Below are 17231 nucleotides of genomic sequence, written 5' to 3'. Positions count from 1 at the left end.
CTTCTCCATGAAGTTCTCGTAGCCGCGGTTGATGAGGTCGATGCCGTGGACCCGGGAGGTGCCCTGGGCCGCCAGCGCGGCGATGAGGTAGGAGAAGCCGCCGCGGAGGTCGGGGATGACCAGGTCGGCGCCCTGGAGCTTGGTGGGGCCCGAAACGACGGCGGAGTGCAGGAAGTTGCGCTGGCCGAAGCGGCAGTTCGAGCCGCCGAGGCACTCGCGGTAGAGCTGGATGTGTGCGCCCATCTGGTTGAGCGCGGAGGTGAAGCCGAGGCGGGACTCGTACACCGTCTCGTGGATGATCGACAGGCCGGTCGCCTGTGTGAGCGCGACGACGAGCGGCTGCTGCCAGTCGGTCTGGAAGCCGGGGTGGACGTCCGTCTCCAGGGCGATCGACTTGAGCTGGCCGCCCGGGTGCCAGAAGCGGATGCCCTCGTCGTCGATCTCGAAGGCGCCGCCCACCTTGCGGTAGGTGTTCAGGAACGTCATCATCGACCGCTGCTGGGCGCCGCGGACGTAGATGTTGCCCTCGGTCGCCAGCGCCGCGGACGCCCAGGAGGCGGCCTCCAGGCGGTCCGGGAGGGCCGCGTGGGTGTAACCGCCGAGGCTGTCCACACCCGTGATGCGGATCGTCCGGTCGGTGTCCATGGCGATGATCGCGCCCATCTTCTGCAGCACGCAGATGAGGTCCTCGATCTCGGGCTCCACGGCGGCGTTGGCGAGCTCCGTGACGCCCTCCGCGAGCACGGCCGTCAGCAGCACCTGCTCGGTGGCGCCGACGGACGGGTACGGCAGCCGGATCTTGGTGCCGCGCAGCCGCTGCGGGGCCTCCAGGTACTGGCCGTCCGCCCGCTTCTCGATCTTCGCGCCGAACTGCCGCAGCACCTCGAAGTGGAAGTCGATGGGACGACCGCCGATGTCACAGCCGCCGAGCCCCGGGATGAACGCGTGCCCCAGACGGTGCAACAGCGGGCCGCAGAACAGGATCGGGATGCGCGACGAACCCGCGTGGGCATCGATGTCGGCGACGTTCGCGCTCTCGACGTGCGAGGGATCGAGCACCAGCTCGCCCGGCTCCTCACCCGGACGGACCGTCACACCGTGCAGCTGCAGCAGACCGCGTACGACCCGCACGTCGCGGATGTCGGGGACATTGCGCAGCCGGCTCGGCGCGCTGCCCAGCAGGGCGGCCACCATGGCCTTGGGCACGAGGTTCTTCGCACCACGGACACGGATCTCGCCCTCAAGCGGGGTTCCGCCGTGGACAAGCAGGACATCGTCGTTGACGGTCATGTATCTCGCGTTCCGATGAGTTGGGCAGGGCTGAGTCGTCGGCAGGCCGGTTGCGCGGAAGCCGAACAGCAAGGGTAATGGCCGCCTACCCCCCTTCAGTAAGCCCAAGGACCACCCAGCTAGGTCATAGCTTTGCCACAACACGAACCGTTCCGAATCGGGCACACGGGGTCACCGGTACGGGCGTGCGCGGGGGTCGCATCTGTACGCCCTGAGCTGCATTCACTCCCGTACGGGCATTGCCTCCCCACACGAAGGGAAGATGCGGGATCATGTCTGGCATGACCGAGGTGTCCTCGCTCACAGGGCGGCTGCTCGTGGCCACGCCCGCCCTGGCGGACCCGAACTTCGACCGCGCCGTCGTGCTGCTCCTCGACCACGACGAGGAGGGCTCGCTCGGTGTCGTCCTCAACCGTCCCACCCCGGTGGACGTCGGCGACATCCTGGAAGCCTGGGCGGACCTGGCCGGCGAGCCCGGCGTCGTCTTCCAGGGCGGCCCGGTGTCCTTGGACTCGGCGCTGGGCGTCGCGGTCATCCCCGGCGGCACGTCCGGCGAACGCGCGCCCCTCGGCTGGCGGCGCGTGCACGGCGCGATCGGCCTCGTCGACCTGGAGGCCCCGCCCGAACTCCTCGCCTCGGCCCTCGGCTCGCTGAGAATCTTCGCCGGGTACGCGGGCTGGGGCCCGGGCCAGCTGGAGGACGAACTGGTCGAGGGCGCCTGGTACGTCGTCGAGTCCGAACCCGGAGATGTCTCCTCCCCGTCCCCCGAACGGCTCTGGCGCGAGGTCCTGCGCCGCCAGCGCAACGAACTGGCGATGGTGGCGACGTACCCGGACGACCCGTCGCTCAACTGATGCGCGCGGGCTTCAGTACCCTTGCACTCATGAGCACTCTTGAGCCTGAGACCCAGCCCCAGCGAGGCACGGGGACGGGGACCCTCGTAGAGCCGACGCCGCAGGTGTCGCACGGCGACGGGGACCACGAGCGCTTCGCCCATTACGTCCAGAAGGACAAGATCATGGCGAGCGCCCTCGACGGCACGCCCGTCGTGGCCCTCTGCGGCAAGGTGTGGGTCCCGGGTCGCGACCCGAAGAAGTACCCCGTGTGCCCCATGTGCAAGGAGATCTACGAGTCCATGGGCGCCGGTGGCGACAAGGACAAGGGTGGCAAGGGCGGCGACAAGAAGTAACGCCGCGAGGTCCTGCGGCGCGGTGCGCTGCGTGGGCTGAGCGTGGCCGCGGTGCTCCGGTGCGGGGTGCCGCGGTCTTGTCGTGCCCGGGGTGGGGACGGATAGCTGGGAGCTGGACACCGACATCGACGTTATGGGCGGACGGGGGAGGGCCGCACGGATCGGCGAGCTGCGCGGTACGGCGTGGTTCACACGAGACCGCGTTGTGCGACGCCGAGTCTGTGGAGGCCTGCGCGCAACGCCGGCCGTCGGTCGTGCCCGCCGTGCTGCACGCGCGTGTACGGGCCGCGCCGAGGCCGGGATTGAAGCTCACCATGCTCGGCGCATGTACGTACCCGCGATCACCGGCTCCACGGCGTGACTCGTGGGCGTACGGCCACTACAGCGACTTCGCCCTCTGACCCATCGAAGGGGGTTGGTATGCCTGCCAGTTCGGGATGGCGGCGGGTGTACGCGGGTATCCGCTCCGTACAGCGTGACGTTTTGGAGACCGCGTCCCTCGGCGGCGCCGTGGCCGCCTCTCCCCCTCGCGCACGAGCGGGGAGGACGTCAAAAAATGGCAGATTCTATTCCCCTGGTCTTCCCGGGCCTTGTGGCCACGAGTGTCTTTTCCTTCATCTCGGCCTGGAACGACTTCCTGTTCGCCAAGTCCTTCATCAGCGACACCTCGCAGTCCACTCTGCCGATGGCTCTCCTCGTCTTCTACAAGCCGGACGAGCCGGACTGGGGCGGCGTGATGGCGGCCTCCACGGTGATGACGATTCCGGTGCTGATCTTCTTCGTACTCGTACAGCGACGACTGGTCTCCGGCCTCGGCGGAGCGGTAAAGGACTGATGGCATGACGGATGTGCAGCTGATTCCGGCGCCCCGGAAACTCAACTGGTCCCCACCCAGCCCCGAATACGAGAGCCTGGACGCGGAGACGACGATCGAGGCGCGGCCCGGCACCGAGGGCGTGGCGCGCTGGCTGCGCTCCACGCTGGGCGCGGCCACCGGGTTTCCGCTGGCGGACGGCCATGACACCGACAACCGCATCGTCCTCGCCATCGACCCGGGCCTCGCCCCCGAGGGGTATCGCCTCGTCATCGACGGGTACGCGCGCCGCATCGAGGGAGGCAGTGCCGCAGGGGTCTTCTGGGGTGCCCAGACCTTCCGGCAACTGCTCGGCCCCGACGCATACCGAAGGGCTCCGGTGCGGCCGGGCCGGGACTGGGATCTCCCGATGGTGACCGTCGAGGACGCGCCCCGATTCCGCTGGCGCGGCCTCATGCTCGACGTCTCCCGCCACTTCATGCCCAAGGACGGAGTCCTCCGCCATCTCGACCTCCTGGCCGCCCACAAACTCAACGTCTTCCACTTCCACCTCACCGACGACCAGGGCTGGCGCATCCAGATCGAGCGCTACCCGAGGCTGACGGAGGTCGGATCCTGGCGGGCGCGTACGAAATTCGGCCATCGCGCCTCGCCGCTGTGGGAGGAGAAGCCGCACGGGGGCTTCTACACGCAGGACGACATCCGCGAGATCGTCGCGTACGCCGCCGAGCGGCATATCAGCGTCGTCCCCGAAATCGACATCCCGGGGCACTCGCAGGCCGCCATCGCCGCGTATCCGGAACTGGGCAACACCGACGTCATCGACACGACCTCCTTGACCGTCTGGGACAACTGGGGCGTCTCCCAAAACGTACTCGCCCCCACTGACAACACCCTGCGCTTCTACGAGGGGGTGTTCGAGGAACTCCTCGACCTGTTCCCGGCGGACGCCGCCCCGTTCTCGGGGTTCGTCCACATCGGCGGCGACGAGTGCGCCAAGGACCAGTGGAAGCAGTCGCCCACCGCGCAGGCGCGCATCAAGGAACTCGGGCTCGCGGACGAGGACGCGCTGCAGTCCTGGTTCATCCGGCATTTCGACAACTGGCTCTCCGCGCGCGGGCGTCGGCTGATCGGCTGGGACGAGATCCTGGAGGGCGGGCTGGCTGAAGGCGCGGCCGTGTCCTCGTGGCGCGGCTATCAGGGCGGCATCACGGCCGCCCGCGCGGGCCACGACGTCGTCATGTGCCCTGAGCAGCAGGTGTACTTGGACCACCGTCAGGACGCCGGCGAGGACGAGCCGATGCCCATCGGCTACGTCCGCACCCTGGAGGACGTCTACCGCTTCGAACCGGTGCCGCCGCAGCTCACCGAGGCGGAGGCACGGCATGTGCTGGGCACTCAGGCCAACGTGTGGACCGAGGTGATGGAGGACCACGCGCGCGTGGACTACCAGACTTACCCGCGGCTCGCGGCCTTCGCCGAGGTCGCCTGGAGCGCCCTGCCCGCCCCCGCCGAACGGGACTTCGCCGACTTCGAGCGCCGGATGACCGCCCACTACGAGCGGCTCGACGCCCTGGGAGTGGCCTATCGCCCGCCCATGGGACCGCTGCCGTGGCAGAGGCGACCTGCCCCCGAAGGGATGACGGGCAGCCTCGGACGCCCGATCGAGGGGGCGCCCCCAAACGTGTGAGGCGACTCCCGACCGGCGTGTCCCGGAGGGTTCACCCTGACACCGTGCCCCCACAAGGAAAAAGGCACCCAAGGGGCACTGAAGAGTGGCAATTCGCACTCACCGGCGATGCCGTGCGAAAACGGACCATCTCCCTGGTGAGGGGGCGAATGCCTCCTAGCGGACCCCCGCGTCGAGGGTCGGGGAAGATGTGCCAGAGTTGCCACGTCCGCCCTGTCAGCACGTACCGTACGGCAGCACAGGTGGGACCAGGTGGGGCAGCGGGAAGGGGCAGCCGGTTTTGACCACGCACGCACCGCAGGCGGCGCAGGCCGTGACGCTGCCCGCCTCTTTGGACGAGGCAGTGGCGGCCCTGGCCGCCATGCCCGCCGCCGTTCCGGTGGCCGGCGGCACCGATCTCATGGCCGCGGTCAACTCCGGACAGCTGCGGCCCGCCGCGCTCGTCGGCCTCGGCCGGATCAGCGAGATCCGCGGCTGGCAGTACCAGGACGGCCACGCGCTGCTCGGCGCGGGCCTCACCCACGCCCGCATGGGGCGCCCCGACTTCGCGGCCCTCATCCCGGCACTGGCAGCCGCCGCGCGCGCGGCGGGACCGCCACAGATCCGCAACGCGGGCACCCTGGGCGGCAACATCGCGTCGGCCGCCCCTACGGGAGACGCGCTGCCCGTACTGGCCGCCCTGGAAGCCACGTTGATCATCGCGGGCCCGGGCGGAGCCCGCCGCGAGATCCCCGTCTCGCACCTGCTCGCGGGCATGGAGATGCTCCGCGGCGGCGAACTCATCGGCTACGTGCGCGTGCCGCTGCTGCACGCGCCGCAGGTCTTCCTGAAGGCGACCGGTCGCACCGGACCCGGACGCGCGATCGCCTCCGTGGCGCTCGTCCTGGACCCCGCACGGCGCGGAGTGCGGTGCGCCGTCGGGGCCATAGCACCGATGCCGCTGCGGCCCCTGGACGCCGAGGCGTGGGTCGCCCAGCTGATCGACTGGGACGGGGAGCGGACGCTCGTGCCCGAGGCGCTGGGCGCCTTCGGGGAGTACGTCGCCGCGGCCTGCATTCCCGACCCCGTCCCCGCCGAGGACGGCTCCGTGACACCGCTTCCGCCCGCCGTACTGCACCTGCGGCGCACCGTCGCCGCGCTGGCCCGACGAGCACTGGGGAGGGCACTGTCGTGACCGACGACCAGCACGGAGAGGGCGCTCCGCAGAGCGGCGGCCGGTGGGACCCGCTGCCTCAGGGCGACTACGACGACGGCGCCACCGCCTTCGTCAAGCTCCCCGAAGGGGGCATCGACGCCCTCCTCGCCGACCGGGACAGCCCGCTCGCGGCACCCGGGCACGGTTACGTGCCCCCGCAGATCAGCGTCGCGCCCACGTCGCCCGCCGCGACGGACCCGGCGGCCACCGGTACCTGGGCCGTGCCCGCCGAGGCCGTCCAGTGGCCGGACCCGAACGCCGCGCCTCAGGAAGCCGCCCCCGACAGCTTCTCGTACCACCCGGGAGCCACCGGGCAGTGGGACTTCAGCGAGGCCGCACAGGAGGGCGCCGCGCCCGGGCACGACGTGACCGGGCAGTGGTCGATTCCCGTCGCAGGTGGTGATCTTCCGGACGAATCGGGCGAGTTCACTACATCGGCGCTCGTCGAGCAGTGGGGCGGGACACCGCCCGCCACGCTCCCCGGCGGCGCCGCCGCGCCCTGGGCGACGGAGACCATCGGGCAGGCGTGGTCCGCCGAGCCGGAGAAAACGCCCGCTGAGGCCCCCGCGGAGCCGTCGGCGCACCCACATGCGGAATCGCCCGCGCAGGCCGCCCAGACGGCCGCCGAGCCCGTTCACGAGGCTCCTGAGCCGGTCGCCGGGCCCGAGCCGACGGCCGCCGCGACCGCGCAGGCGCCCGAGCCGGACCCGGCACCCGAGGAGCCGGAAGCCCCCGAGGCCGCCGCCGAGAGCGCCGCCGCGGCCTCCGACAGTGCCGCCGCCGAAGGGGTGCGGGACGCGGACGCCCCCGCCCCGGCCCAGCACGACGAACACCCCCTCGCCTCGTACGTCCTGCGCGTCAACGGCGCCGACCGCCCCGTGACCGACGCCTGGATCGGCGAATCGCTGCTCTACGTACTGCGCGAGCGGCTCGGCCTCGCGGGCGCCAAGGACGGCTGCTCACAGGGCGAGTGCGGCGCCTGCAACGTGCAGGTCGACGGACGGCTCGTGGCGTCCTGCCTGGTGCCCGCCGTCACCGCCGCCGGCAGCGAGGTGCGCACCGTCGAGGGCCTGGCCGCCGACGGGCAGCCCTCCGACGTACAGCGGGCGCTCGCCAAGTGCGGCGCCGTGCAGTGCGGTTTCTGCGTACCGGGCATGGCGATGACCGTGCACGACCTCCTCGAGGGCAACCCCGCGCCCACCGAGCTGGAGACCCGCCAGGCGTTGTGCGGCAACCTGTGCCGCTGCTCCGGCTACCGCGGGGTCCTGGACGCCGTGCGCGAGGTGGTCGCCGAACGCGAGGCGCACTCCGCCGCCGCCGAGGCCGCGCCGGACGCGGACGAGGCGCGCATCCCGCACCAGGCGGGCCCGGGCGCGGGCGGCGTCCACCCATCGGCGTACGAGGACGGTTCTCCGTACGATCCCCGAGCGCCACATGAGCAGCCGTACGGCCAGGACGGAGGCCAGGCGTGAGCAACGAAGCCGCGACCGCGACACCGGCGGCACCCGAGACCGGCCCCGAGCCCCTGCCGCACGGGCTGGGCGTCTCGCTGCCCGCCACGGACGCCCGTGCCAAGACCGAGGGCACCTTCCCGTACGCCGCCGACCTGTGGGCCGAGGGCCTGCTGTGGGCCGCAGTACTCAGGTCGCCACACCCGCACGCGCGCATCGTGTCCATCGACACCAGCCACGCGCGCGAGATGCCCGGCGTGCGAGCCGTCATCACCCACGAGGACGTGCCCGGCAGCGCGCTGCACGGCCGCGGCCGGGCCGACCGCCCGGTGTTCGCCTCCGAGGTCGTACGCCACCACGGGGAGCCCATCGCGGCCGTCGCCGCCGACCACCCGGACACCGCCCGCATGGCCGCCGCCGCCGTCATCGTCGAGTACGAAGTACTCGATGCGGTGACCGACCCGGAGCAGGCCTTCGAGGCCGAACCCCTGCACCCCGACGGCAACCTGATCCGGCACATCCCGCTGCGCCACGGCGACCCGGCCGCGGCCGGCGAGATCGTCGTCGAGGGCCAGTACCGCATCGGCCGCCAGGACCCGGCCCCCATCGGCGCGGAGGCGGGCCTCGCCGTACCCCGCCCCGACGGCGGAGTCGAGCTCTACGTCGCCTCCACCGACCCGCACACCGACCGCGACACGGCCGCCGCCTGCTACGGCCTGGAACCCGAGCGCGTGAAGGTCGTCGTCACCGGAGTCCCCGGCGCCACCGCCGACCGCGAGGACCAGGGCTTCCAACTCCCGCTCGGCCTGCTGGCGTTGAAGACCGGCTGCCCGGTGAAACTCACCGCTACGCGCGAGGAGTCCTTCCTCGGCCACGGCCACAGGCACCCCACCCTCCTGCGCTACCGCCACCACGCCGACGCCGAGGGCAAGCTGGTCAAGGTCGAGGCGCAGATCCTGCTCGACGCGGGGGCCTACGCGGACACCTCCGCCGAGTCGCTGGCCGCCGCCGTCTCCTTCGCCTGCGGCCCGTACGTCGTCCCGAACGCCTTCATCGAAGGCTGGGTCGTACGCACCAACAACCCGCCCTCCGGCCACGTACGCGGCGAGGGCGCCATGCAGGTGTGCGCCGCCTACGAGGCGCAGATGGACAAGCTGGCGAAGAAGCTCGGCATCGACCCCGCGGAGCTGCGCCTGCGCAACGCGATGGCCACGGGGGATGTGCTGCCCACGGGCCAGACGGTGACGTGCCCGGCCCCGGTCGCTGAATTGTTGCAAGCCGTACGGGACTTCCCGCTCCCCGCGCTCCCCAAGGACACGCCCGAGGACGAGTGGCTGCTGCCCGGCGGCCCCGAGGGCGCGGGCGAACCGGGCGCCGTCCGCCGCGGAGTCGGCTACGGCCTCGGTATGGTCCACATGCTCGGCGCCGAGGGCGCGGACGAGGTCTCCACCGCCACGGTGAAGGTCCACGACGGTGTCGCCACGGTGCTCTGCGCGGCCGTGGAGACCGGCCAGGGCTTCACCACGCTGGCCCGGCAGATCGTCCAGGAGACGCTCGGCATCGACGAGGTGCACGTGGCACCGGTCGACACCGACCAGCCGCCCGCGGGCGCGAGTTGCCGCGGCCGGCACACCTGGGTGTCGGGCGGAGCCGTCGAACGCGCCGCGAAGATGGTCCGCACGCAACTGCTGCAGCCCCTGGCGCACAAGTTCGGCATGTCCACGGAGCTGCTCCAGATCACGGACGGCAAGATCACGTCGTACGACGGTGTGCTGTCCACGACCGTCACCGAGGCGATGGACGGCAAGGAGCTGTGGGCCACCGCGCAGTGCCGCCCGCATCCGACCGAGCCGCTCGACGCGGCCGGGCAGGGCGACGCCTTCGTGGGCCTGGCCTTCTGCGCGATCCGTGCGGTGGTGGACGTCGACATCGAGCTCGGCTCGGTCCGTGTCGTGGAACTCGCCCTCGCCCAGGACGTGGGCCGCGTCCTCAACCCGGCGCAGCTCACCGCCCGGATCGAGGCGGGTGTCACGCAGGGCGTGGGTGCCGCGCTGACGGAAAACCTGCGCACGGCCCGCGGCCTGGTCCGCCACCCGGACTTGACCGGGTACGCCCTCCCCACCGCCCTGGACGTACCCGACATCCGTATCGTCAAGCTGGTCGAGGAGCGCGACGTGGTCGCCCCCTTCGGTGCGAAGGCGGTCAGTGCGGTGCCGGTCGTGACGTCTCCGGCGGCGGTGGCGTCCGCCGTCCGCGCGGCGACGGGACGCCCGGTCAACCGCCTCCCGATCCGCCCCCAGGCAGCGGTGGTGACCCCGTTGTGAACGCTCCCGAGCCCGAGCCGCCGCCACGCTATGAACCCCCGCCCAGCATCGGGAAGTTGATGCTGTGGGTGCTGGTGTTCGTACTGGCGGCTGTGGTGGTTGTGGCAGGCGGCGTGTACCTCGCCTGAGGTCGGCCGCCGGGAGTTTTTCGCCCCCTCCGCCCCTACCCTCCCCCAAGCTCTCGGCTTCGCTCGAGCAGGGGGGACCCCCATCGTCCCTGGGGGCTCCGCCCCCAGACCCCAGTATCGCGCTTCGCGCTCGTCCTCAAACGCCGGACAGGCTGAAACTTTCCCCCGGGTCGGCGCTGGAAAGTCTTAGCCCGTCCGGCGTTTGAGGACGAGGCCGTCTAGGCCGATGGGGGTCCAGGGGCGCAGCCCCCTGGCGGGGTCTGGGGCGGAGCCCCAGGTACGGGACGGGCAGGGGCGGAGGGGCGAAAACACGGCCCTGTACACCGTCCGCGTCTGGGTGTTTCTGGCCGGTGGGTGGGCTGTTGCCGCGTGTTTCGGGCGTTGTCAGTGGCGCGGCGTATGGTTCTGGTCGATGGGGAACTGCCGCGGGACCGGGGTGTTCCTGCCTGGGGGAAGCACGAGAGTTCATATGCGCGGGGGAGCCATGAGCACGACTGACATCGGTGTCGGCGGCGCGATCACACTGACCGACGACGAGCTGGATTTGTACGTCACACACGAGGGGACGCGACGCCGACTGACAGGTCCCGGACTGCCGTCCGACGGCACGCTGCTGGGGTTCGGCACGCTGCGGGAGCACGGACTGCGCCGGCTCGCGGACCTGGCCGGCGACGCGGAGAAGCTCGCCGAGGAACTGCGGGACCAGCTCGTCATAGGCGCGCTGCGGAACCTCGACAGGGACCTGGAGTCAATCGTGCTGGACGGCACGACGGGAGAGATCTCCACGACGTACGCCCACCGGAACCCCGCCCTGATGGACCTGTCACCCCTGGCCCCGTCCCTGGAGGCGCTGCTGCGCTTCGCGACGGCCACCGAGGAACTGACAGCGTCCCGAGGCCAGTTCGGCCCGAAGGCGGTCACGGAGGCGTCGAACGGCCTGGCCGCCGTCTTCGCGTCGGACGTGGGCGACGACGTGCCGCCGTACTGGCGGATGGCCGCGCTGATCCGCCCGCTCGCCCGGATCGCGGGCCCCGGTGACGGACTCGTCCTGGACCTGCCGAAGCGGCTGCTGGACGAGGAGTTCGGCGCGGGCGAGATCATGCGCTTCGAGGACGTGGACTTCCCGTCCGCGCTGGCGCACGAACCCACCCGCCGGTTCCTGCGGGAGACGGGCCTGCCCGAGGACGGCCTCCTCTTCCAGCTGGACACGGAGGTGCCGTTGCCGGCACTCAGCGAGTACTACGCGGACGAGCGCCCCGGCGACTTCTCCGCCGACGAACTCCCCGCCGCCGCGGACCGGCTGATACGCCTCGGCTATCTGCTGGAGGACACGAGCCTCGTCGTGGACGGCACCACGGGCGCGGTCCTCGCCTGGAGCGAGCCCGACCTCACCCTGCGCCCCCTCAACGCCGACATCTCCACCCTCGCCTTCACCCTCTGGCTGCTGCACCGCGAGAAGACGATCGACGCGGCCCACGACCTCTCGGACGCCTACGAGCAGTTGGCCGCCACCATGACCCAGACCCTGGCCGCGGTCGACCCGCTCGCCTGCGACCCGATCCCGGCCCTGCCCGGCGACGACGGCTGGCGCTACTGGCCCGAGATATTCGAGGACCAGGCAGGCGGAGCGCTCTACGCGTAAACAGCGCTCGGCGCGTGAGCAACGCCCGTCAGTCGCCCCCTTTGACCGCACGGACACTGACGGAGTCGATCGCGCACCGCGACCAGTCCAGTTCCCCCTGACCGCCGAGCTCGTCAAGGATGAGGCGGTGCAGCCGCGCCCGCACCTCGCTGGAACAGCTCCCGCGCATGAGCTGCCTCAGGCCCTCACTCCTCGGCCCGTTGGGTGATGGCTGCCTCGGTGCGGTCCCCCAGGAACTCGTACCACCGGCGCTCCAGGCAGACGTAACGCACATCGGCTTCGACGAGGCTGAGGAAAGCCGACACGGTCTCGGTGAGACGTTGCTGCAGCCCCGGGTCGGCCAGGGTTCCGTCCTCGGCGAAGGCCTGATAGGCGTTGCCCAGGCTGAACATGTCCGGATAGACGCGGGTGCCCAGGTGCTCCAGCGGAACCCTGAGTGCCCACAGCCCGCGGTTGCCGCCGACCATGGACGGCGAGGCGGACACGAGCATGGCGTGCTTGGTCTTGAACGGCTGCGGCTGGACACGCGAGACCCAGTCGATCGCGTTCTTCAGCACTCCGGGAATGGAGCCGTTGTACTCGGGCGAGGAGATAACGAAGGCATCGCTCTGCTCGAGCCGGTCGCGCAGCGCGAGGGCGCCGTCCGGCACTCCTTCGGCGGTTTCCATGTCGCCGTCGTACAACGGCATGTCGAAATCGCGCATGGCGGCGAGGTCGACAGTGGCACCGGTGTCGGAGACCAGCCGCGCCACGAGGGAGGCAAGGCGAGTGTTGGCCGATTCGGCCCGCAGCGCCGCGCCGAAGACGAGGAGCCGCAGGGGGCCGGGAGGTGCGTCCGGGGGCATCGGCCCCTCCTTCCGTCGTAGGTACTCGCGCCCGACAGGCACGACACTGACCAGTGTGGTTCCGGAAGAGCCGCCGTGCGACCGGGGCGGGGAAGGCGGGGAACCAGCAGAACATCCGGCCGGGCAATCAACAGAACAACCAGGCGAACAGCCGGCAGGGCGGCTAACGCTCCGATGAGATTCGCCGAGGCAACCGTTGCGTGACCGGAGTACTGCGCCGGCCAACTGAGACGGGAACTGAGACGAGAACTGAGATGGACGAACGAAAGGGCGGCGCTCCTTCCGGAGTGCCGCCCTTTCGTTTTGCCTGGTCAAGGCAGTTGAGGCCGTGGCGGGAATCGAACCCACGTAACTCGCTTTGCAGGCGAGTCCCTAAACCACTCGGGCACACGGCCAATCATCAGGTGCGGCACGGCTCACTCGTTCCGAACCTGATGGGTTGACCGTAGGCGGGGGCGCGGGCGGGGCTCAAGGGAAGCGCGGGCGCTGCAATGGGACTGCCATACGCCGTTCATGAATGGGTGGCGGGCAGGTGGTGGCCGAGGTGGTCGTACGACCAAAGGCCCAGGCGATCACCGTCTGCGGACAGGGGCCAGTGTCCGTTGTGCCCCTTACGCTGGCGGTCATGGCAGCCCTGGAAGCGCGTGATGGTGCGGTGGCACCGGCAGAGGTCGAGGGCGGGGTGCTGAGTCGGTCGTATCGGGCGCTCAGCGTCGGAATCGTCTCCGTCGTGCTGGTGATCGCCTTCGAGGCGACCGCCGTGGGGACGGCGATGCCCGTGGCGGCGCGGGAGCTCGACGGGGTGTCGTTGTACGCGTTCGCGTTCTCGGGGTACTTCACGACGAGCCTGTTCGGGATGGTGCTGGCCGGGCAGTTGTCTGACCGGGGCGGGCCGCTGGCGTCGCTGACCGCGGGGATCGGGGCGTTCGCGGCGGGGTTGCTGCTGTCCGGGACGGCGGGGTCCATGTGGATGTTCATCCTCGGGCGGGCCGTGCAGGGGCTCGGTGGCGGGCTGGTGATCGTCGCGTTGTACGTGGTGGTCGGGCGGGCCTACCCGGAGTCGATGCGGCCGTCGATCATGGCGGCGTTCGCGGCGGGGTGGGTGGTCCCGTCCGTGGTCGGGCCGCTCGCGGCGGGCGCGGTCACCGAACACCTCGGCTGGCGCTGGGTGTTCGTCGGGATACCGGCGCTGGTCGTCTTCCCGCTGGCGCTCGCGCTGCCGCAGATACGGCGGCTGACGTCGGGGCAGGGCCGGGCCGTCGGGCGCGCGCCCCTCGACCGGCGGCGCATCCGGCTGGCGTTGGGGATCGCGCTGGGCGCGGGGCTGCTGCAGTACGCCGCCCAGGATCTGCACTGGCTCTCGCTCCTCCCCGCCGTCGCCGGCGCCGCGCTGCTCGTCCCGGCCGTCCTTGGGCTGCTGCCGCGCGGCACGTACCGGGCGGCGCGCGGGCTGCCGTCCGTGGTGCTGTTGCGCGGGGTCGCGGCCGGTTCTTTCATCGCCGCCGAGTCCTTCGTGCCGCTCATGCTGGTCACCCAGCGGGGGCTGTCGCCGACGCTCGCCGGGTTCTCGCTCGCGGCGGGCGGCGGGACCTGGGCGCTGGGGTCGTATGTGCAGGCGCGGCCGCGGGTGGAGCCGTATCGGGAGCGGTTGATGTTCCTGGGCATGGTGCTGGTCGCGGCCGCCATCGCCACCGCGCCCAGTGTGCTGATCCACGCCGTGCCCGTGTGGATCGTCGCCGTCGCCTGGGGGTTCGGCTGCTTCGGCATGGGGCTGGTGATCGCCTCGACCAGCGTGCTGCTGCTCCACCTCTCGGCACCCGAGGAGGCCGGCGCCAACTCCGCCGCCCTGCAGATCTCCGACGGCCTGTCCAACGTGCTCCTGCTCGCCACGGGCGGTGCGGCCTTCGCAGCCCTCGGCGGCGGCACGGTCACGCACGCCACCACATCAGCCTCCGGCGCACACCCCGCCGCCTTCGCCGCCGTGTTCCTGCCGATGGCGGGGGTGGCCCTGCTGGGCGCGTGGGTGACGACGCGACTGCGGGAGCGGTGAACGTAAACCCGTCGAATCGGGCTGGTGCCGTGCCCCACGGTCTCCGCATGGAGCCCCGCCTCGACCCCGCCCTCGCGCGGGCCCTCGACGATCCCGCCCTCGCGCGGGCCCTCGACGACCCTGCCCTCGCGCAGGCTCTCGACGGCCCTGCCCTCGCGCAGGCCCTCGACGATCCCGCCGACGCGCAGGACCGCCGCCCGGAGGAGGGGGCGCGGGAGGCCGTACGCGCATATCTGGGGGCGCAGGCCGCCCACGTCCGCTCCCTCGCCGAGAGTCTCGCGAAGGAACACGCCGAACTGCTGAGGAGGCTTGGCGAATGACCCGACACCTGACCGTCGCGAGGTGACGGACATCGCCGAGGTCGCCTTCGGAGGCCGCGCCCCCGAGGCGCGGGATCCCGGTCTGCTGGCCTCGGCCGTGCACCGCCCCCGCGCGCGCATGCTCGGCGTCGCCGCCTACGCCGACCTCTACGAGCAGGCCGCGGCCCTGCTGCACGCCATCGCCACCAACCAACCCCTCGTCGACGGGAACAAGCGCACGGCCTGGCTGGCCGCCGCGACCTTCCTGGCCGTGAACGGCGTCGACCTCGCGGCCGCGGACCAGGAGAGCGCGTACGACCTGGTCATCGATGTCGCCTCCGGTGTGGAGGGTGATGTCCGGGGGATCGCGCGGCGGTTGCGGGTTCTGTGAGCTGGGTCGCATCCGTGGGTGAGGCGGTGTTGTCCGGGCGTTGACGTATCCGTGTCGCCGGTAAGGTGGCCCGGTTGTCATACGTAGCCGAGCCGCTCAACCACCCCACGGAGACCGTGACTACCACCGCCACCAACTCCTCGCACTCGCATCACCTCTCACCCGCCTTTCCCGGCCGCGCCCCCTGGGGTACCGCCAACAAGCTGCGTGCATGGCAGCAGGGGGCGATGGAGAGGTACATCCAGGAGCAGCCGCGCGACTTCCTGGCCGTTGCCACGCCCGGCGCCGGCAAGACGACGTTCGCGCTGACGCTCGCGTCCTGGCTGCTGCACCACCATGTCGTGCAACAGGTGACGGTGGTCGCGCCGACCGAGCATCTGAAGAAGCAGTGGGCGGAGGCGGCCGCGCGGATAGGGATCAAGCTGGATCCCGAGTACAGCGCGGGGCCGCTCAGCAAGGAGTACCAGGGCGTCGCCGTGACGTACGCGGGTGTCGGTGTGCGGCCCATGCTGCATCGCAATCGCGTCGAGCAGCGCAAGACCCTCGTCATTCTCGATGAGATCCATCACGCCGGTGACTCGAAGTCCTGGGGTGAGGCCTGCCTCGAAGCCTTCGAGCCCGCCACGCGGCGGCTCGCGCTCACCGGTACGCCCTTCCGGTCCGACACCAATCCCATCCCCTTCGTCACGTACGAGGAGGGGAACGACGGGATTCGGCGCTCGGCCGCCGATTACACGTATGGGTACGGGTCCGCTCTCGGCGACGGGGTCGTGCGGCCCGTCATTTTCCTCTCCTACAGCGGCAACATGCGGTGGCGTACGAAGGCGGGGGACGAGATCGCCGCCCGGCTCGGCGAGCCGATGACCAAGGACGCCATCAGCCAGGCCTGGCGCACTGCCCTCGACCCGCGCGGCGAGTGGATGCCGAGCGTGCTGCGCGCCGCCGACCAGCGGCTGACCGAGGTGCGCAAGGGCATCCCGGACGCCGGTGCCCTCGTCATCGCCTCCGACCAGGACTCCGCCCGCGCCTACGCCAAGCTCATCCGGGAGATCACGGGCACGAAGGCGACCGTCGTCCTGTCCGACGACACCGGCGCCTCGAACCGTATCGACGAGTTCAGTCACAACGACGACCGGTGGATGGTCGCGGTGCGGATGGTGTCCGAGGGCGTCGACGTGCCCCGGCTCGCGGTCGGGGTGTATGCCACCACCATCTCCACGCCCCTCTTCTTCGCGCAGGCCGTCGGTCGTTTCGTACGGTCCCGGCGGCGCGGCGAGACCGCCTCCGTCTTCCTCCCGACCGTCCCCGACCTCCTCGGCTTCGCCAACGAGATGGAGGTCGAGCGCGACCACGTCCTCGACAAGCCCAAGAAGGAGGGCGAGGAGGACCCGTACGCCGAGTCCGAGAAGGAGATGGAGGAGGCGAACCGGGAGCAGGACGAGGACACCGGCGAACAGGAGCAGTTCTCCTTCGAGGCGCTGGAGTCCGAGGCCGTCTTCGACCGGGTCCTCTACGACGGCGCCGAGTTCGGGATGCAGGCCCACCCGGGGAGTGAAGAGGAGCAGGACTACCTCGGGATTCCGGGGCTCCTCGAACCCGACCAGGTCCAGCTGCTGCTGCAGAAGCGGCAGGCCCGGCAGATCGCGCACAGCCGCAAGAAGCCCGACGAGGAGGCCGATCTCCTCGAACTCCCCGCCGAGCGCCGCCCCGTGGTCTCGCACAAGGAGATGCTGGAGCTGCGCAAGCAGCTCAACACCATGGTCGGCGCGTACGTCCACCAGAGCGGTAAGCCGCACGGCGTGATCCACACCGAGCTGCGGCGCGTGTGCGGGGGGCCGCCGAGCGCGGAGGCGACGGCGGGTCAGTTGCGGCAGCGGATCGCCAAGGTGCAGGAGTGGGCGACCCGGATGCGGTGACATCTGG

The 17231-nt window shown here is 71.1% G+C and carries 14 protein-coding genes, 1 tRNA gene and 2 pseudogenes; 13 read left to right on the top strand and 4 right to left on the bottom strand.

All coding sequences use genetic code 11. The annotated features are described in order from the left end of the window. Positions 1-1290 (bottom strand): UDP-N-acetylglucosamine 1-carboxyvinyltransferase (gene murA / locus ACFY0T_RS16865; protein WP_388870288.1); only part of this gene is annotated, 1290 nt, incomplete at its 3' end. A 281-nt stretch (positions 1291-1571) separates the two neighbouring features. On the opposite strand from murA, the gene ACFY0T_RS16860 reads away from it, so the two are divergent. The 9 genes and pseudogenes from ACFY0T_RS16860 to ACFY0T_RS16820 all read left to right on the top strand — a co-directional run bounded on the left by ACFY0T_RS16860 (position 1572) and on the right by ACFY0T_RS16820 (position 11723). Next, positions 1572-2144 carry a YqgE/AlgH family protein gene (locus tag ACFY0T_RS16860; protein ID WP_388870285.1) on the top strand — a complete coding sequence of 191 codons (573 nt, stop codon included), beginning with the start codon at positions 1572-1574 and terminating at the stop codon, positions 2142-2144. A 29-nt stretch (positions 2145-2173) separates the two neighbouring features. Next, complete coding sequence (locus ACFY0T_RS16855) at positions 2174-2479, top strand: DUF3039 domain-containing protein (RefSeq protein WP_388870282.1); 306 nt, start codon at positions 2174-2176, stop codon at positions 2477-2479. Positions 2480-3036: 557 nt separating this feature from the next. After that, positions 3037-3314 (top strand): annotated as a pseudogene (locus ACFY0T_RS16850) (ABC transporter permease subunit); the annotation flags it as partial. A 4-nt stretch (positions 3315-3318) separates the two neighbouring features. Beyond that, complete coding sequence (locus ACFY0T_RS16845; protein WP_388870279.1) at positions 3319-4983, top strand: beta-N-acetylhexosaminidase; 1665 nt, start codon at positions 3319-3321, stop codon at positions 4981-4983. 280 nt (positions 4984-5263) lie between these two features. Beyond that, positions 5264-6157 carry an FAD binding domain-containing protein gene (locus ACFY0T_RS16840; protein WP_388870276.1) on the top strand — a complete coding sequence of 298 codons (894 nt, stop codon included), beginning with the start codon at positions 5264-5266 and terminating at the stop codon, positions 6155-6157. Further along, on the top strand, positions 6154-7650 hold the full coding sequence (locus ACFY0T_RS16835; RefSeq protein ID WP_388870273.1) for a 2Fe-2S iron-sulfur cluster-binding protein: 1497 nt from the start codon (positions 6154-6156) through the stop codon (positions 7648-7650). The genes ACFY0T_RS16840 and ACFY0T_RS16835 overlap by 4 nt, the downstream gene beginning before the upstream one ends. After that, positions 7647-9953, top strand: coding sequence for a xanthine dehydrogenase family protein molybdopterin-binding subunit (locus ACFY0T_RS16830; RefSeq protein WP_388870271.1), 2307 nt, complete (start codon positions 7647-7649; stop codon positions 9951-9953). Before ACFY0T_RS16835 ends, ACFY0T_RS16830 begins: the two co-directional genes overlap by 4 nt. Continuing rightward, positions 9950-10081: a hypothetical protein gene (locus tag ACFY0T_RS16825; protein WP_388870268.1), complete on the top strand. Its 132-nt coding sequence runs from the start codon at positions 9950-9952 to the stop codon at positions 10079-10081. The genes ACFY0T_RS16830 and ACFY0T_RS16825 overlap by 4 nt, the downstream gene beginning before the upstream one ends. A 484-nt stretch (positions 10082-10565) precedes the next feature. Then, on the top strand, positions 10566-11723 hold the full coding sequence (locus ACFY0T_RS16820; RefSeq protein WP_388870265.1) for an SUKH-4 family immunity protein: 1158 nt from the start codon (positions 10566-10568) through the stop codon (positions 11721-11723). Between the two features lie 37 nt (positions 11724-11760). Here ACFY0T_RS16820 and ACFY0T_RS16815 read toward each other — a convergent pair. From ACFY0T_RS16815 to ACFY0T_RS16805, 3 genes and pseudogenes are all read right to left on the bottom strand, one after another. Further along, a pseudogene (locus tag ACFY0T_RS16815) lies at positions 11761-11874 on the bottom strand (IS5/IS1182 family transposase); the annotation flags it as partial. 34 nt (positions 11875-11908) lie between these two features. Then, positions 11909-12568 (bottom strand): NADPH-dependent FMN reductase, encoded by a 660-nt coding sequence (locus ACFY0T_RS16810; protein ID WP_388870264.1) that lies wholly within the window; start codon positions 12566-12568, stop codon positions 11909-11911. 323 nt (positions 12569-12891) lie between these two features. Continuing rightward, positions 12892-12963 (bottom strand) — tRNA-Cys (locus ACFY0T_RS16805). A gap of 230 nt (positions 12964-13193) precedes the next feature. Between ACFY0T_RS16805 and ACFY0T_RS16800 the strand changes: the two genes are divergently transcribed. From ACFY0T_RS16800 to ACFY0T_RS16785, 4 genes are all read left to right on the top strand, one after another. Then, entirely contained in the window at positions 13194-14618 is a 1425-nt protein-coding gene (locus ACFY0T_RS16800) for an MFS transporter (protein WP_388870261.1), read from the top strand. Positions 14619-14665: 47 nt separating this feature from the next. Then, positions 14666-14938 (top strand): hypothetical protein, encoded by a 273-nt coding sequence (locus ACFY0T_RS16795; RefSeq protein ID WP_388870258.1) that lies wholly within the window; start codon positions 14666-14668, stop codon positions 14936-14938. A 22-nt stretch (positions 14939-14960) separates the two neighbouring features. Then, a complete protein-coding gene (locus tag ACFY0T_RS16790; RefSeq protein WP_388870255.1) occupies positions 14961-15308 on the top strand; it encodes a type II toxin-antitoxin system death-on-curing family toxin in 348 nt (115 codons plus the stop codon). A 116-nt stretch (positions 15309-15424) separates the two neighbouring features. Then, complete coding sequence (locus tag ACFY0T_RS16785) at positions 15425-17224, top strand: DEAD/DEAH box helicase (RefSeq protein ID WP_388870252.1); 1800 nt, start codon at positions 15425-15427, stop codon at positions 17222-17224. Positions 17225-17231: the final 7 nt, after the last annotated feature.

The sequence above is a fragment of the Streptomyces sp. NPDC001530 genome (assembly GCF_042894545.1).
Lineage (GTDB): Bacteria > Actinomycetota > Actinomycetes > Streptomycetales > Streptomycetaceae > Streptomyces.
This window is presented reverse-complemented; position numbering and strand designations above follow the sequence as displayed.

Excerpts from the sequence above, each read along its gene's own strand:
- ACFY0T_RS16860 (WP_388870285.1), top strand. The coding sequence starts at position 1,572 with ATGACCGAGGTGTCCTCGCTCACAGGGCGGCTGCTCGTGGCCACGCCC.
- ACFY0T_RS16855 (WP_388870282.1), top strand. The coding sequence starts at position 2,174 with ATGAGCACTCTTGAGCCTGAGACCCAGCCCCAGCGAGGCACGGGGACG.
- ACFY0T_RS16845 (WP_388870279.1), top strand. The coding sequence starts at position 3,319 with ATGACGGATGTGCAGCTGATTCCGGCGCCCCGGAAACTCAACTGGTCC.
- ACFY0T_RS16820 (WP_388870265.1), top strand. The coding sequence starts at position 10,566 with ATGAGCACGACTGACATCGGTGTCGGCGGCGCGATCACACTGACCGAC.
- ACFY0T_RS16810 (WP_388870264.1), bottom strand. The coding sequence starts at position 12,568 with ATGCCCCCGGACGCACCTCCCGGCCCCCTGCGGCTCCTCGTCTTCGGC.
- ACFY0T_RS16800 (WP_388870261.1), top strand. The coding sequence starts at position 13,194 with ATGGCAGCCCTGGAAGCGCGTGATGGTGCGGTGGCACCGGCAGAGGTC.
- ACFY0T_RS16795 (WP_388870258.1), top strand. The coding sequence starts at position 14,666 with ATGGAGCCCCGCCTCGACCCCGCCCTCGCGCGGGCCCTCGACGATCCC.